Below are 14,442 nucleotides of genomic sequence, written 5' to 3' on the forward strand. Positions count from 1 at the left end.
CGAGGGATGACAACGTAACTGCGGGATGGCATTAGTTCTTGCGTCCGCCTGAGGGGCGCGTGCGCTGCAACTCGCGATAGAGTTCGCTTTTTGAAACTCCGCGTTCCTTTGCGATCCGTTTCAGTGCGGCCATCTCGTCTAACCCTTCGGCGCGGGCCAGTTCAGCGATGCGTTCCGTGAGCGGTAGTTCGGCACTCTGCTGGCCCACGGCCAAGGGCAGCGCCTGCACCAGCAGAACAATCTCTCCCCGAATACGTTCGCGGCTGCCAAGCTGTTCGCGCACTTCACTCACGGAACCTCGCAGGAACTCTTCATGGAGCTTGGTGAGCTCGCGTGCAACGACGACGTGGCATGCCGGTCCCCACACGTATTCGATGTCCTCAAGCGTTTCAGCAATGCGATGCGGAGCTTCGTAAAAGACCAGCGTCTGCTCGCCGGAAATCGCGTCACGCATCTGCTCGAGCTGGGTGCGTCTTGCTCCAGGCTTGGGTGGGAGAAAACCAGCGAAGAGAAAATGCTCGGTGTTCAGTCCGGATGCGACCAGTGCGCTCAGCGCTGCATTGGCGCCAGGAATGGGATAAACCGCAATGCCCGCTTCAATGGCAGCTTTTGTCAGGAACATGCCCGGATCGCAGATACCCGGCATGCCGGCATCGGAGACGACGGCGATGCGCGCTCCCTGCTTCAGATCCGCAACGATGGAAGCCGAACGGTCAGCCTCGTTGAACTCGTACAGGCTAAGCGTGGGCGTGTTGATTTCGAAGTGATTCAGCAGCTTCTGTGTCTGGCGCGTGTCTTCGCAGGCGATGCGATCGGCGGAGCGCAATACACGCAGGGCGCGGTAGGTGATGTCTTCGAGATTGCCGATGGGTGTGGCTACGAGATACAGCCCTGGGGCAAGAGAGGTCTCCTGCATGGCTTAATTTTCCCGTTCGAAGCGGCGATGCTCGGCCAGCAACCCCATACTGTTGCTCAGGTTCTGCCAGGTAACGATGCCCACGATGCGGCCTTCGACGGCCACCGGAACCAGCGCCATGCGTCCGCCGGCAATGCGGCGAATCATCAGCCCGAGCGAGTCGTCGGGTGCAGCTACCTGGAAGGTCCGCACCATGACCGACTGCACGTAGCCGTTGCCGCTGTTGCGCAGTGCGGCAAGAATACTCTGCTTCGAGACGACACCGACGAGATTGCCGCCGCGCACCACGGGAAACTCGTCCTGCAGACTATGGATGGCCCTGTACAAAGCATCGGAGAGTGTGTCGGAAGGAGAGAGCGTCGAGAACTCGGTGAGCATCACGTCCTTCATGCGGACCGTCTCTACCACTGACTGGAACATGACGCCCTGGTCTTCGAGTTGCGCTCCAACGAAGATGAAGAAGCCACCCATGATGAGCCATGGTGTCAGTCCGGAAGCCGTTCCATTGCCCGGGACCGCCAGCAGCGCAAGGCCCGCGAGCATGACGAGCAGGCCGAAGCCCTGGCTGATTCCGGAGACGGCGCGCGTGGCCTGTGCGGATCCACGTGTCTGCGAGAAGTACGCACGCAGCAGGCGTCCTGCATCGAGCGGATACGCCGGCAGGCAGTGCAATGCCGCCAGCATCAGGCTGAACCAAACCGTCGAGCGAATCAGGTGATGCGGCGTGACCAGCGGATGGGCTGACAGCGGAACGGCCGACGAGGCTCCTGCGATGAGTGCTGCCACGACAGCGGCAAACGCAACGTTGGCCAGCGGGCCTGCAAGCGCAAGCGCACGCTGGGTATTGCCCTCGACCGCGCGCTCGGCGCTTTCCGGTGTCGAATAGGAGAAGAGTCCTCCGATAGGCAGCAGGAGAATGCTGCGAAGCTGGAGCCCGTGGTACGCCGCAGCGATCAGGCGAGCTAACTCGCGCACAAAGACGGCAAGCAACAGCAGGCCCCACATGATGATGCCGCGCCACGCGCCCAGTCCGTCAACATTCGCGGTGAGCAGGCAGAAACCGAGCAGCAGGAAGAAGAACGTGTGGATGCGCAGGTCGATTCCGAACCAGCGTCCTAATGGCAGTGACCAGCCTCGCATCGTGCTTTTCGATCCTTCCTTTCCGCTCGTCCTATTGTAGTGGTTCGGATCGAATCGATGTGACCGTGTCGCTTGGTACCATAACCGGATGCGCGTGATTGCCGGTGAATATCGTTCCCGTCCCCTTGCTGCACCGAAAGGACTCGATACCCGCCCGACCAGCGACCGCCTGCGCGAAACGCTTTTCAACGTACTTGCTCCGCGCATCGAGGGATCGGTTTTTCTCGATCTTTACGCAGGCTCGGGCGCTGTCGGTATCGAGGCCATCAGCCGGGGAGCAGCCGAGACAATATTCGTAGAAGAGGCTCCATCGGCCCTCAAGGCAATCCGCGGCAATCTTTCCTCTCTGGGCATTCGTGGCGGCTATGCCCTTGAAGCTCGCAAGGTTATTGCAGCGGTGAAGCGGCTTGCTGCGGCTTCCCGCGCCGCCGACGTTATCTTCCTCGATCCGCCCTATGCTGACGACGATGCGTATGATTCCGTTCTGCAACTGTTCGCCGGTGAGTGCTCGGCGCTGCTTGCTGCTGACGGCATCGTGATCGCCGAGCATCTGCGCAAGCGCGAGCTGAATGAGGCTTATGGAGCGCTGGCTCGTTATCGCGTGCTGCAGCAGGGCGACGCGGCATTGAGCTTTTTCAGAAGACAAACTTAGTTCGGTATTTCGATCCGCTCTCCGGTCTTCAGGTCGATCATGAAAGGCACATCGCGGTCGGTCATCAGGTCCCAGCCTGTGCCGTTGAGTTGATCTCCGTCTATGCTGTCGATGGTCACGCCCTCCCAGGAAAGTCGCACCGTCTGCCAGGCCTTGCCTTCGACGCCCCAGGCCGTCAGCGCATGATGCCCGGTGAAGAGCAGAAGCTTCTGCTCTGGCAGCGCCAGGACCGAAAGAACGGGACGGTACTCCACCTGAATGAAACTCCGCGGATCGGTCGTGTCGATCAGGTAGGCATATCCGCCCGAGACGGCGCAGAGCATTCGTGGGTCGGGGCAGCTCCACAAGCCGGACGGAGCTGCGGGATCGGCAAAACCAAGAGCGCACGTAGCTAGGAACGTATCCTGCGCGGCCTTTACCAGCACTTCCATTGCGCCGCGCTCCACTTCTTCGGCGTCGCGCGGATAAACAAAGTGCTGCTTCGGGAAAATCAGCGGGCGCGAAGGCAGAATCTCTGCCTCCCACGCGTGAGGAAAGGTAAGGTCGATCGTCTTCTTCATCCGAAGTCTATTTTCGCCGGAAGTGCTCCCAGCCTGCGGGTGCAATCGTGTCCGAGTGCCCGTCTGGCTGGTGAAGGTGAATCTGAGGCCTCTCCCCACGGCGAAGAGCGGTCATCTGCCCGATCGGATGGATACCGACGCCGGCGATCCTGCGCGGAATGGGCGTCCACTTCGGCGCGGTAAAGAGCAGCTCATAGTCCTCGCCGCCATTCAGGGCCAGTTGCAGCGCGGACGGAGCAAGCTTTTGGGCCTCGGCGAGATCCGCCAGGGAATGAATGGGCAACGCAGAGGCATCGATCTCTGCTGCCAGCCCTGACTCTTCGCACAGATGCGTCAGGTCTGTCGAAAGGCCGTCGCTCAAGTCGATCGCCGAATGAACCCGGTGCTTCGACGCCGCGAGCTTCAGCCCCACCGCAACGCGGGGTGAAGGATAGAGATGGGGATGGTTCTCATCGGCATTTCGAAATCTCGAGAAAGAGCGAGGCTTTTTCGAAAGCTGTAACAACTCAGCCGCGGATCCTCCGAGACTGCCTGTGACATAGATAACGTCACCGGCACGCGCACCCGAGCGCAGAAAAGCGTGCCCTTGTTTCACTGCTCCGATCAGGACAATATCGAAGGCCGCTGAAGGGGTGTGGGGATTTCCTGCTCCATCCATTCGCGGGGACTGGGCTGTATCGCCTCCAGCCAGAGGAATAGAATGCGTGTCGGCCAGCCGCATCATGCCATCCAGAAAGCGCGCGAGCCAGCTTCCCTCATTTGCACCGGCCAGTTTTGTGGGGAGCGACATGGAAAGGAAAGCCGCCACCGGCCTCGCTCCCATGGCAGCCAGGTCGCTCAACCCCCTGGCAAGGCAGCGATGCCCGACAGATTCCGGGGAGTGCCAGTCTCGCCGGAAGTGAACGCCTTCCAGGGAAAAATCCGTGGTCACCACCATCTCTTCGCCAGCCCTGGGGCGCAGGATGGCGCAGTCGTCTCCGATTCCCAGGCGTACGCCGCTATCCCGGCTCGCGGCTTTTTGCCGGATTGTGCGGATCAGGTCGAGTTCGGAGGGGTTTTCCAGGGCTTTGCTACGCCCGGAGGCTGGCTTAGGAACATTGGGCGAGCTTCTTAAGTTTTTTGTAATGAGTGGTTTGGTCATCCAGGGCGGTCCGGGCTAAGATTTTTTCAAGTCACCAGCATACGCCGGTTTTTCCGTCGGAACCGTACGAATCAGGCGATGCATGCATGATCAGGATGGTTGACCCACCTAGGGCAAACTGTTAGCTTGACACAAGTCAATGTTCCGGATCGACAGAGGCCGGTGGCTTTTCGAACGGCCCAAACGTCTGTAGATTATCTGACCTAAATTCCCCGGTAATGCGAGAGCGGTTGTGAGGAAACGTTACTACATCATTTTCGTCGCGCGTGAAGAGGATGGCCGGCTTCGCAAGATCCCGGTGCCGCTTCATTATGCCTATGTCTTCGTGGCGGCGGCGGTTGTAGGCGCTTTCACGCTCACGGGTATGGCCGGATCTTACAGCCGGATGCTTCTGAAGACCGCCAGCTTTAACCAGATCCGTTCGCAGCACGAGGCGCTCCGCAAGGACTACAAACAACTGGAGCACGTGGCAGAGGAAAAAGAAGTACAAGCCGCATCGCTCGGTTCTCTAGCCAGTGAAGTCAGCGCGTTGTATGGCCTCAAGCAGAATCAGATGGCGAAAAGCGCTGGTACGGCCAAGTCTTCTCCTGCGGCTGTCGGCTCCGTAGACAATCCCGGAGCGACCTTTACCGATGCCGCTTACACAGAATCCTTCGATCAGCTGTCTTCGCTGCGTGCTACTGCTCTTTCAGGACGCCTTTCACGCGCATTCGGTGAGGGTCTTACTCCGTCGAGTGGCGATAGCTGGTTGAACATGGCTGACGCTCCCGCTCTGTGGCCGGTTGCCGGCCCCATCACCAGTTCCTTCGGTGAGCGTTCGGATCCGTTCAGCGGCGAAGGTGCTTTCCATAAAGGTATCGATATCTCTGCCAGTTACGGCCAGCCGGTTCGTGCCACTGCCGATGGTGTAGTGTTGACCGCCGCGATGGGTAACGGATATGGCCGCGAGATTCTGGTCGACCACGGTCACGGCATTGAGACTCTCTACGGACATCTTTCGGGTTTTGCTGTCACTTCGGGAGAGCAGGTGCGGATCGGCCAGATCATCGGCTATGTCGGCACCAGCGGCCGCAGCACCGGCCCGCATCTCCATTACGAGGTGCGTATCCGCGACACGCCGGTAAATCCCTATAAGTACCTCCGCCAGACGATGGATCAGCTGACCGCGTCGATCGGCGACAGCTCAAAGCTCGCAGGAAACTAAACAGCAGCCTTAGAAACAGCGAGGGCCGGACATTGCGTCCGGCCCTCGCTGTTTCTGTGTCTTCCGGTAACTACTTCTGATCGTTCTGAGGATTGGCGCCCGGCTGTGCCGGCGGGCTGACCAGTCTCTGCAGGAAGTCGGTGGGAATCGTCGCGGTCAGGATGGCCCGGTTCTTGCGCTGTTCCATTTTGGCACTGTTCACCAGGGCCTGAATGTCGCGCTCGCTGCTGTCGTTTGCGTTGCCGTTCATCAGCGTACGGGCAAGGTTCAGCAGATTGGTCATCGAATCCGTCGCTGCCTTGGCGGCTGCTTCGTCGGGAGCGATTTCTTCGACACGCAGGCGTGTCTTGCCGGCCCATCCAAGGGAGGCGACGAAGGTGGCTTGCGGCGTCATGGGCAGCGAAAGCCCCATGACCTTCATGTCGCTGCCGTCGTCGCTTAGCGGCAGTCCGATCTGCCCCAGCCCCCATGCAAGCGAAAGCAGGGGAACATCCGCATAGTGCGCTGCCAGCAGTGAGGAGCCGGTAAAGGGGAGCGCAGCGGTCCGGTGACGGTCGAGAATAGAGTGAATCTGTTCGGCGGATGGCGTATTGCTCGCTGCCACCATGTCATACCCCAGCAGGGTTACGCGCACCGTGCGGCCGTCGTTTGGCACCGAGTAGATCGTGTGCCCGGCATAGGTTTCGGTGGATGAGGCCACGCTGGAGAGGTATTGGGCCAGCTTCCGGCCATCGAAGTGGCCGACAAAGACCTCGGAGAAGGCAACAGGGCCGTTAGGTCCGTGCGGATCGTCCATCCGGTGCAAAGCGAAGGCGACCTCATCGAGGTCGCGCTCGACCTCGATACCCGTTGCATCGATGAACTTCTGGTACTCCGGGTCATGCCTGACCGGGTGCTGATCGAGGTGGGTCGCTGCTCGCAACGGCCGCAGGTCGGCGTAGAGAATCCCATCCGATTCGGGCAGGAGGCGTGCGGCCTCGGGAGGAGCCTTTTTGCGGAGATAGATTGCCCCTGCCAACAGCAGCAGGACAATCACGACGATAGAGATCGTGAGCCGTGTTCGTCGATGCATAAGTCTCGCCGGCCAGCCGATTACCCGGCTGGCCGTGACTCTCATCTTCTCATCCTCGGGGAGACTTCTTGCGAAAGTTTCCTGAGGAGTGTGGCAACATTCTTGCCGGTATGAATTTCATTCGGCACGCCGGTCTCCTGAATTGCGTCCAGTGAGCATGTCAGCCGCATGTGCCGGCCTCATGAGAGAGCCTTCAGCGCCAGTGTTTCCGCTTCTCTGGCTCTTCGCCACGCCGTGAGTAGCCATCTGCGGAGGGCGATTGCAGTGCGGCGCGAGACTGTGTTAATCTTCCTTTCGGTACCCCTGATTGCAGACGCCTTGGTGTGTCGAAAGTGAGTTGGGTCCTAAGCTGTTTTGGGCTGGCGTAGCTCAGCTGGTAGAGCATCTGATTTGTAATCAGACGGTCGGGGGTTCAAATCCCTTCGCCAGCTCCAGATTCTCCAGGCAAGGCAGGCGTAAGCAGGGCGGAACATTGCTCTCCGCTCGCGAGTAAATCCTTTAGCCAGCGTATCGTTACTTCCTTCCGGAGTACGGCTTCGGAGCGCGGCTGGGTGCCTGCGGGGGCTGTTTCTGGAGTTGTTGTAAGCCGGATCGGGTATTTCTGGTGGTTGTGCACAGGTGGCCGAGTGGTTAATGGCAGCAGACTGTAAATCTGCCGCTCCTAGGAGCTACGGAGGTTCGAATCCTCCCCTGTGCACCAGTAAAGTTGAGTTGGGTGGTCGCGGCGGGAGCGCTGGTAGCGCGAGCAACGCGAGAGGGGTTTCGCGAGAGCCGCAGGCGCGCAGATGAAACCCTGTAAGGTGGTCGGGCAGCATGGTTCTGGCGGAGTGGAAGCGCAAGATTGTGGCGCTGGCTGGATTCGGGCTGCTGGCTGGTCTGGCCTGGTGGACGATGGATCCCGGCCGGGGTAGAGATTTGGTTCTGGTTTTGCTGGGCGGTTTTGCTCTTCGCGTAATGTTGACCGCGGGACGTTCGCGGTACGATAAAGAAGAGAGTCCGGAGTAGGTTTTTGTAAGGCTGATGTAGCTCAGTTGGTAGAGCACTCCCTTGGTAAGGGAGAGGTCACCGGTTCAATCCCGGTCATCAGCTCCAGGTTCTGAAGCAGTTCCGCAAGCCAGTCGGGTTCCGGCTGGCTTGCTTCTGCCGATGGGTAAGTTTGCGGGAGTAACTCAGTGGTAGAGTCACAGCCTTCCAAGCTGTTGGTCGCGGGTTCGATTCCCGTCTCCCGCTCCAGATTGATTGACTGTATGTGTGGCCCGCGATGGGGCTTGGAGTAGCGCGAGATGTTTGAGCAGGCGGCACTTGCTGTACAAAACGAGCAGGTCTTCGGGGAAGTCAGCAGCGGATTGAAGTCGACCTTTGATGCTGCGCGCGTGGAGCGCTTTTTGCAGGGTGTCCAGCGGTCACGGCTGCGGGTTCGGCAGTTCGAGGGTGTTCTGGCTGCGGGCTTGCTGGGGGCTGAGATGCCGGCCAAGTATGCTGCGCTGGGCGATTCCGACCGTGGACAGGTTCGCGAGCAGTATCTGAGTCTGCTTGAGCGGGTCGATCCCAAGGTGCGGTCGAAGTTTTTCAAGATTTACGCGTACTACTGAGTTGTAAAGCTTCTTTCTCTGTTGAGAGGGTGCGTTGGATCGAGTTGAGTACGGAAAGATCATTGAGCGGCGTCTGGTTGAGGAACTCGAGCGGATGCGTGAGGATTTCGCTTCGCACGTCGTTCAGAGCTGCGTGATCGACGATTTGCTTCCGGAGGAAGAGGCGCTTCGCATCTCTGAAGCCTTTCCGGATAAAAGCACGATGACCCTCAAGAAGAGCCTGCGCGAGTACAAGTACGTCGCAGCGCAGATGGATCGCTACAACTCGGTGCTGGAGGAAATCATATTCGCCTTCCAGCAGCCGGGCGTGGTCCGGGTTGTTGAAGAGATTACGGGCATCCGGGAGATGGTGCCCGACGAAAATTTGTATGCGGGCGGAATCAGCCTGATGGCGAAGGATAATTACCTGAACCCTCATCTGGATAATTCGCACGACAAGGACCGCCAGGCATATCGCGTTTTGAACCTGCTTTACTACGTGACTCCGGATTGGTCACATGAGTCGGGTGGGAATCTTGAATTGTGGGACGAGGGTCCGAAAGGGCAGCCTCGGGAGATTGTCAGCAAGTTTAACCGTCTGGCCCTGATGGCAACCCACCAGAAGTCATGGCATTCGGTGAATCAGATTCGGGTCGATCGCTCCCGTTGCTGTGTCTCGAACTACTACTTCTCGGCGAAGCCGCTTGAGGATCACGAGTATTTTCATGTGACCTCGTTCCGCGGGCGCCCGGAGCAGCCGGTAAGGGACCTGGTCCTGCAGGGCGATATCGCGCTGCGGCAGGGGATTCGAAAGGTTTTCAAGAAGGGTGTCGTCGAAAACCCGCATGTCTATAAAAAGACCGAATCGGACGACGGGAAGATTTAGAAATTGACCTGAAAGCCGGGAGGTTTCCGGGTCGGCAAAAACTAGATTCTGCAGCACAGAGAATTGGGGAGAGAGAGATGGCGAAGGAGAAATTTGATCGTTCGAAGCCGCACGTGAATGTGGGGACGATTGGGCACATTGACCACGGTAAGACGACGCTGACGGCGGCGATCACGAAGGTATTGTCGAAGCATAATCCGAACAACAAGTTTCGTTCGTTCGACACGATCGACAATGCTCCTGAGGAGCGCGAGCGTGGTATTACGATTGCGACCTCGCACGTGGAGTATGAGACGGCGAACCGTCACTATGCTCACGTGGATTGCCCCGGTCACGCGGACTACATCAAGAACATGATCACGGGAGCGGCGCAGATGGACGGCGGCATCCTGGTGGTGGCAGCGACCGACGGTCCGATGCCGCAGACCAAGGAGCACGTGCTTCTGGCCCGCCAGGTAGGCGTACCCTACATCGTGGTATTCCTGAACAAGTGCGATGCGGTTGAGGATCCTGAGCTGATCGACCTGGTCGAGATGGAAGTTCGCGAACTGCTGTCGAAGTACGACTTTCCTGGCGACGATGTTCCGGTGATCCGCGGATCGGCTCTTGGCGGTCTGAACGGCGAAGCGCAGTGGGAGCAGAAGATCGACGAGCTGATGCAGGCTGTGGACGACAACGTGCCGCTTCCGGCGCGTGCCATCGACCAGCCGTTCCTGATGCCGATCGAAGACATCTTCTCGATCTCTGGCCGCGGAACTGTTGTCACGGGCCGTATCGAGCGCGGCAAGGTGAAGGTTGGCGAGGAAGCCGAAATCGTTGGATTCCGCGAGACGCGCAAGACGGTTGTGACCGGCGTCGAGATGTTCAAGAAGCAGCTTGACGAAGGCCTGGCCGGCGACAATGCGGGACTTCTGCTTCGCGGTATCGCGAAGGAAGACGTGGAGCGCGGCATGGTTCTGGCGAAGACGGGCTCGATCACGCCGCACACCAAGTTCAAGGGCGAGATCTACGTGTTGTCGAAGGAAGAAGGCGGCCGTCATACTCCGTTCTTCAATGGCTACCGTCCTCAGTTCTACTTCCGTACCACGGACGTGACGGGCACCGCGACCCTGCCTGCGGGCACGGAGATGGTGATGCCGGGCGACAACATCGCACTGGAGATCGAGCTGCACACCCCGGTGGCAATGGAAAAGGGCCTGCGCTTTGCTATCCGCGAAGGCGGACGCACCGTAGGCGCCGGTACCATCACCGAGATCATCAAGTAGTTAGCGGTTAGCGCGCCGCAGGGCGCGAGCAGTTAGTGGTTAGCGAAAGGCGGGGTAAAGCCCCGCCGCTCGCGGAAAGATTACAGAAGATTGTTGGGGAAATATGACCGGCAATCGGGTAGGATAAAAAGATGCGCGAAATTGTGACCTTACAGTGTCCCGTATGCAAGGAGCGGAATTACTCGACGACGAAGAACAAGAAGACGACCACTGGCCGTCTGGAGTTCTCGAAGTTCTGCAATACCTGCCGCAAGCATACGGACCATAAAGAAACCAAGTAGTTTTAGTTGCACACAGGGGCGTAAGCTCAACGGTTAAACTGTCGGTCTCCAAAACCGAACTTCTCGGTTCGAATCCGAGCGCCCCTGCCATTCTTGAGCTGTTTGTGTGGTGGTCCGGGTCGGCTGACGCCGAGCCGGAAAGAAGGGTTTTATGGCAAAGGCAGTAACAGTTCCGGATCAGGATCGTTCCTCGGCCCAGCAGGGAGTGAGCAAAGTCTCCGGCTTCTTTAATCAGACGAAGAGCTTTCTCTCGGATGTACGTGGCGAGATGCGGAAGGTTGTTACGCCTACCCGCGAGGAAGTACGGTCGACGACAACTGTCGTGATTGTAGCCGTCTTTGTGTTTGCGGCCTTCTTTTACGTGGTGGATTCTGTCCTCGACCAGATTCTGCGTGTGCTTCTGCATTCGCTGGGTGCCGCTCAGTAGGGCGTAAAGAGGGTTTCATGTCGGAAGAAATTCAAAACGAAGTTGTCGCCGAGACGGTCCCTGCCGAGACTGAGCAGTTGGAGCCTGCGGCAAATGAGCGCTTTAAGTGGTACATCATTCATGCCTACTCGGGCTTTGAGCGCAAGGTGCGGGAGTCGCTCGAGAGCCGCGTGCAGGCCTTCGGTCTGCAGAACAAGATCGGGCGCGTGATGATTCCCACCGAGCCGGTGACTGAGATCGTCAACGGCAAGAAGCGGACGATTGAGCGGGTCTTTCTGCCGGGTTATGTGCTGGTCGAGATGGATCTCGATAACGACCTCTGGCATGTAATCAAGAACACTCCGCGCGTGACGGGCTTTCTGGGTACCGGGGATAAGCCGGTGGCGTTGAGTGAGGAAGAAGTGAGTTCGATCCTCTTCCGCAATGAGACGTCGAAAGATAAGCCTCGCCTCAAGATCAAGTTCGAGAAGAATGAGTCGGTTCGCATCACCGAAGGGCCGTTTGCAAACTTCAACGGCGTGGTGGACGAAGTAAATGAAGATCGCGAAACCCTCAAGGTGATGGTGACGATCTTTGGCCGCTCGACACCTGTTGAGCTCGAGTTCGGCAAGGTGGAGAAGGTTGAGTAGTACAGCCTTTAGCCGCTAGCTCTTGGCTTTCAGCTGGAGTCGCGGCGAAACGGTCTTTGGGACCGAAAAGCAAAGATGCGCTGGCGGTACGTCCAGCGGCAAGTAATTAAGTAGGGCCAGCTAAAGGCTAGCAGCTAAGGGCTAGCGGCTGTTTTTAGAAAGGTTTTAAAGCAATGCCTCCGACAAAGAAAGTACAGACATACGTCAAGCTCCAGATCGAAGCCGGCAAGGCCACCCCTGCGCCGCCGGTCGGTCCTGCTCTTGGTCAGGCCCAGGTCAACATCATGGAGTTCTGCAAGCAGTTCAACGCCCGCACCCAGAATAAGGAGATGGCGGGATTGATCATTCCGATTGTGATCACGGTTTATGTTGATCGCAGCTTCACCTTCATAACCAAGACCCCGCCGGCAGCCATCCTTCTTAAGAAGGCAGCTGGCCTGGCCAAGGGTTCGGGTGTTCCGAACAAGAATAAGGTGGGAACGGTCACTGAAGCCCAGGTTCTCGAGATCGCCAAGCAGAAGATGCCCGATCTCAATGCGGCTTCGGTAGAAGCGGCAGTCAAGAGCATCAAGGGCACCGCCCGCTCGATGGGCGTTGACGTCGTAGCGTAACCACATATTTCCGTGGAAAATCCACGGAAATATGGCATACTTGAAAATGCGCCTGAAGGGGTGCAGTAGTTCCACCACGGCCTGCGGTACGAATGCAGTGCGGTGGGAGACAGAGGGAATATGTCGAAGAAGATAAGCAAGAATGTCGCGGCTGCTCGCGCGCAGGTGGAAGATCGCCCCTATACTCTCCAGGATGCGGTTCCGCTTCTGCAGAAAGTAAAGTTCGCAAAGTTTGACGAGACGGTTGACCTGACCCTGCGTCTGGGTGTCGACCCGCGTCATGCCGACCAGATGGTGCGTGGCACGGTTGTTCTGCCCCATGGCCTTGGTAAGACTAAGCGCGTTGCCGTGATTACCTCCGGCGACCGCCTGAAGGAAGCCGAAGCTGCCGGTGCCGAGTTCATTGGCGGCGAGGATCTGGTTGAGAAGATCCAGAAGGAAAGCTGGACGGACTTCGATGCCCTGATTGCTACTCCGGACATGATGAAGTCGGTTGGCCGCCTGGGCAAGGTGCTTGGTCCCCGTGGTCTGATGCCGAACCCGAAGACGGGTACGGTAACCAATGACGTTGCTGCCGCAGTCAAGGAAATCAAGGCCGGTAAGATCGAGTTCCGTACCGACAAGACCGCTCTCGTGCACGTTCCGGTCGGCAAGCTTTCGTTTACCCCGGATAAGCTGATCGAGAATGCGCAGACCGTGATTTCGAGCGTGATGCGCGCCAAGCCGTCTGCTGCCAAGGGCAAGTATGTCCGTGGAATCACCCTGAGCTCGACGATGGGCCCCGGAATTCCGCTCGATAGCTCGATCGCTGACTCGGCTGCAAAGGCCTAAAAATCAGCTCCCAGCTGCTAGCTTCTAGCCACTAGCCAGCCAAACGGAGCGACCTTACGGGATTTTCAGCTAAGGGCTAGTAGCTAGAAGCTAGAGGCTTTCTTATGGCATTAAGCAAGGCAAAAAAGACGGAAAAGATTGAGCAGCTTACAAAGGAGCTCGAAGGATCGACCAGCGCGATCGTCGGCACCTTCGCGAAGCTGACCGTGGCCCAGGATTTCGAGCTGCGCAAGACTGTGCGCGCCGCCGGTGGCCGCTACCGTGTACTGAAGAACAAGCTCGCGGCTCGCGCCTCGAAGGGTTCGCAGATCGAAGAAGCCCTGCAGGGACTGAAGGGTGTTTCCTCGGTCGCCTACACCAGCGGCGATCCGGTTGCCCTGGCCAAGGCTCTCGCGACCTGGGTAGAAGAGAACGCGCAGTTCACCTTTAAGCTCGGCATCGTCGATGGCAAGGTCATCAATGTCGATGAGGTCAAGGCCCTGGCGACCATGCCAGGCAAAGAAGAGATCTTCTCGAAGCTTCTCTTCCTCATCAATGCTCCGGCTCAGCGGCTGGCGACGGTTGTCAATGCGACCGGGCGCGATCTGGCCGTGGTTATCAACCAGGCGGTCGAGCAGAACAAGTTTTCCGGCGAGCAGGCTTCGGCCTAATCGGCGGCAAAGATTCGCCGCAGCGGGATGCTGAGGGGCGCCATGTCTGGGCGCAACGGAAACCTCGGAATTCTGACCGGCGGCAACCGGAAGGTTCGGGCCTTTCGGCGGCGGTAAAGAAAATTAGATTTTTTGGAGATAAATCATGGCAGATTTGCAGCAGTTGGAAGATCAGATCGTTAGCCTGAGCCTGCTCGACGCAGCCGCTCTGGTCAAGAAGCTCGAAGAGCGCCTCGGCGTTTCGGCAGCAGCAGCCGCTCCGGTTGTCGTTGCCGGTGGCGCGGGTGCGGCAGCTGCTCCGGCAGCCGCTGAGCAGACCGAGTTCACCGTCATCCTGAAGGATGCCGGCGCGAACAAGATCAGCACCATCAAGGCAGTCCGCGAAGTCACCGCCCTCGGTCTGAAGGAAGCCAAGGACCTGGTCGACGGAGCTCCGAAGCCTCTGAAGGAAGGCATCAGCAAGGAAGATGCCGAGTCGATCAAGAAGAAGTTCGACGGCATCGCGACGGTCGAAATCAAGTAGTGGAAGCGGGGCGGGCCTGGCTCGCCCCGGTTTCTGGCTCCGGCCGGCAAATTTTACTTGCAGGTTGCATGCCAAACAGGAAC

General features: G+C 58.5%; 18 protein-coding genes and 5 tRNA genes. 18 read left to right on the forward strand and 5 right to left on the reverse strand.

The genetic code is table 11. From position 1 onward, the window contains the following. Window positions 1-31: 31 nt before the first annotated feature. The gene (gene rsmI, locus LJD29_RS09645) at window positions 32-916 is read right to left on the reverse strand and encodes a 16S rRNA (cytidine(1402)-2'-O)-methyltransferase (RefSeq protein ID WP_446745550.1); all 885 of its coding nucleotides are present in this window, start codon (window positions 914-916) and stop codon (window positions 32-34) included. Window positions 917-919: 3 nt separating this feature from the next. Next, complete coding sequence (locus LJD29_RS09650; protein ID WP_446745551.1) at window positions 920-2,056, reverse strand: CBS domain-containing protein; 1,137 nt, start codon at window positions 2,054-2,056, stop codon at window positions 920-922. Window positions 2,057-2,144: 88 nt separating this feature from the next. On the opposite strand from LJD29_RS09650, the gene rsmD reads away from it, so the two are divergent. Continuing rightward, complete coding sequence (rsmD, locus tag LJD29_RS09655) at window positions 2,145-2,708, forward strand: 16S rRNA (guanine(966)-N(2))-methyltransferase RsmD (RefSeq protein ID WP_446745552.1); 564 nt, start codon at window positions 2,145-2,147, stop codon at window positions 2,706-2,708. Here rsmD and LJD29_RS09660 read toward each other — a convergent pair. Both LJD29_RS09660 and thiL read right to left on the reverse strand, forming a co-directional pair. Further along, on the reverse strand, window positions 2,705-3,268 hold the full coding sequence (locus LJD29_RS09660) for a hypothetical protein (RefSeq protein ID WP_446745553.1): 564 nt from the start codon (window positions 3,266-3,268) through the stop codon (window positions 2,705-2,707). The two genes, rsmD and LJD29_RS09660, sit on opposite strands and share 4 nt — an antisense overlap. A 7-nt stretch (window positions 3,269-3,275) precedes the next feature. Continuing rightward, window positions 3,276-4,409 (reverse strand): thiamine-phosphate kinase, encoded by a 1,134-nt coding sequence (thiL, locus tag LJD29_RS09665; protein ID WP_446745554.1) that lies wholly within the window; start codon window positions 4,407-4,409, stop codon window positions 3,276-3,278. Between the two features lie 232 nt (window positions 4,410-4,641). Between thiL and LJD29_RS09670 the strand changes: the two genes are divergently transcribed. After that, window positions 4,642-5,613, forward strand: a complete 972-nt coding sequence (locus LJD29_RS09670; protein WP_446745555.1) for a M23 family metallopeptidase — start codon at window positions 4,642-4,644, stop codon at window positions 5,611-5,613. Between the two features lie 70 nt (window positions 5,614-5,683). Here LJD29_RS09670 and LJD29_RS09675 read toward each other — a convergent pair whose 3' ends face one another. After that, window positions 5,684-6,685, reverse strand: coding sequence for a hypothetical protein (locus LJD29_RS09675; RefSeq protein WP_446745556.1), 1,002 nt, complete (start codon window positions 6,683-6,685; stop codon window positions 5,684-5,686). 358 nt (window positions 6,686-7,043) lie between these two features. Here LJD29_RS09675 and LJD29_RS09680 point away from each other — a divergent pair. The 16 genes from LJD29_RS09680 to rplL all read left to right on the forward strand — a co-directional run bounded on the left by LJD29_RS09680 (window position 7,044) and on the right by rplL (window position 14,359). Continuing rightward, window positions 7,044-7,119, forward strand: a tRNA-Thr gene (locus tag LJD29_RS09680). Window positions 7,120-7,297: 178 nt separating this feature from the next. Further along, window positions 7,298-7,385, forward strand: a tRNA-Tyr gene (locus LJD29_RS09685). A gap of 113 nt (window positions 7,386-7,498) precedes the next feature. Then, the gene (locus tag LJD29_RS09690) at window positions 7,499-7,690 is read left to right on the forward strand and encodes a hypothetical protein (protein ID WP_446745557.1); all 192 of its coding nucleotides are present in this window, start codon (window positions 7,499-7,501) and stop codon (window positions 7,688-7,690) included. Window positions 7,691-7,701: 11 nt separating this feature from the next. After that, a tRNA-Thr gene (locus tag LJD29_RS09695) sits at window positions 7,702-7,777 on the forward strand. Window positions 7,778-7,843: 66 nt separating this feature from the next. Then, a tRNA-Gly gene (locus LJD29_RS09700) sits at window positions 7,844-7,918 on the forward strand. 50 nt (window positions 7,919-7,968) lie between these two features. Beyond that, a complete protein-coding gene (locus LJD29_RS09705; RefSeq protein WP_446745558.1) occupies window positions 7,969-8,277 on the forward strand; it encodes a hypothetical protein in 309 nt (102 codons plus the stop codon). 34 nt (window positions 8,278-8,311) lie between these two features. Beyond that, window positions 8,312-9,142, forward strand: a complete 831-nt coding sequence (locus LJD29_RS09710; RefSeq protein ID WP_446745559.1) for a 2OG-Fe(II) oxygenase — start codon at window positions 8,312-8,314, stop codon at window positions 9,140-9,142. A gap of 77 nt (window positions 9,143-9,219) precedes the next feature. Continuing rightward, the gene (gene tuf / locus LJD29_RS09715) at window positions 9,220-10,407 is read left to right on the forward strand and encodes an elongation factor Tu (RefSeq protein WP_446741830.1); all 1,188 of its coding nucleotides are present in this window, start codon (window positions 9,220-9,222) and stop codon (window positions 10,405-10,407) included. Window positions 10,408-10,538: 131 nt separating this feature from the next. Beyond that, window positions 10,539-10,688: a 50S ribosomal protein L33 gene (gene rpmG, locus LJD29_RS09720; protein WP_446745560.1), complete on the forward strand. Its 150-nt coding sequence runs from the start codon at window positions 10,539-10,541 to the stop codon at window positions 10,686-10,688. A gap of 14 nt (window positions 10,689-10,702) precedes the next feature. After that, a tRNA-Trp gene (locus LJD29_RS09725) sits at window positions 10,703-10,778 on the forward strand. 61 nt (window positions 10,779-10,839) lie between these two features. Then, window positions 10,840-11,115 (forward strand): preprotein translocase subunit SecE, encoded by a 276-nt coding sequence (secE, locus tag LJD29_RS09730; protein WP_446745561.1) that lies wholly within the window; start codon window positions 10,840-10,842, stop codon window positions 11,113-11,115. Between the two features lie 17 nt (window positions 11,116-11,132). Next, on the forward strand, window positions 11,133-11,744 hold the full coding sequence (gene nusG, locus LJD29_RS09735) for a transcription termination/antitermination protein NusG (RefSeq protein ID WP_446745562.1): 612 nt from the start codon (window positions 11,133-11,135) through the stop codon (window positions 11,742-11,744). 173 nt (window positions 11,745-11,917) lie between these two features. Continuing rightward, window positions 11,918-12,355 carry a 50S ribosomal protein L11 gene (rplK, locus tag LJD29_RS09740; protein WP_446745563.1) on the forward strand — a complete coding sequence of 146 codons (438 nt, stop codon included), beginning with the start codon at window positions 11,918-11,920 and terminating at the stop codon, window positions 12,353-12,355. Between the two features lie 120 nt (window positions 12,356-12,475). Continuing rightward, window positions 12,476-13,186, forward strand: a complete 711-nt coding sequence (rplA, locus tag LJD29_RS09745; protein ID WP_446745564.1) for a 50S ribosomal protein L1 — start codon at window positions 12,476-12,478, stop codon at window positions 13,184-13,186. 104 nt (window positions 13,187-13,290) lie between these two features. Then, window positions 13,291-13,836, forward strand: a complete 546-nt coding sequence (rplJ, locus tag LJD29_RS09750; RefSeq protein WP_446745565.1) for a 50S ribosomal protein L10 — start codon at window positions 13,291-13,293, stop codon at window positions 13,834-13,836. Between the two features lie 145 nt (window positions 13,837-13,981). After that, entirely contained in the window at window positions 13,982-14,359 is a 378-nt protein-coding gene (rplL, locus tag LJD29_RS09755) for a 50S ribosomal protein L7/L12 (RefSeq protein WP_446745566.1), read from the forward strand. The last annotated feature ends 83 nt before the right edge of the window (window positions 14,360-14,442 follow it).

Source organism: Silvibacterium acidisoli (genome assembly GCA_022870745.1).
GTDB lineage: Bacteria > Acidobacteriota > Terriglobia > Terriglobales > Acidobacteriaceae > Silvibacterium.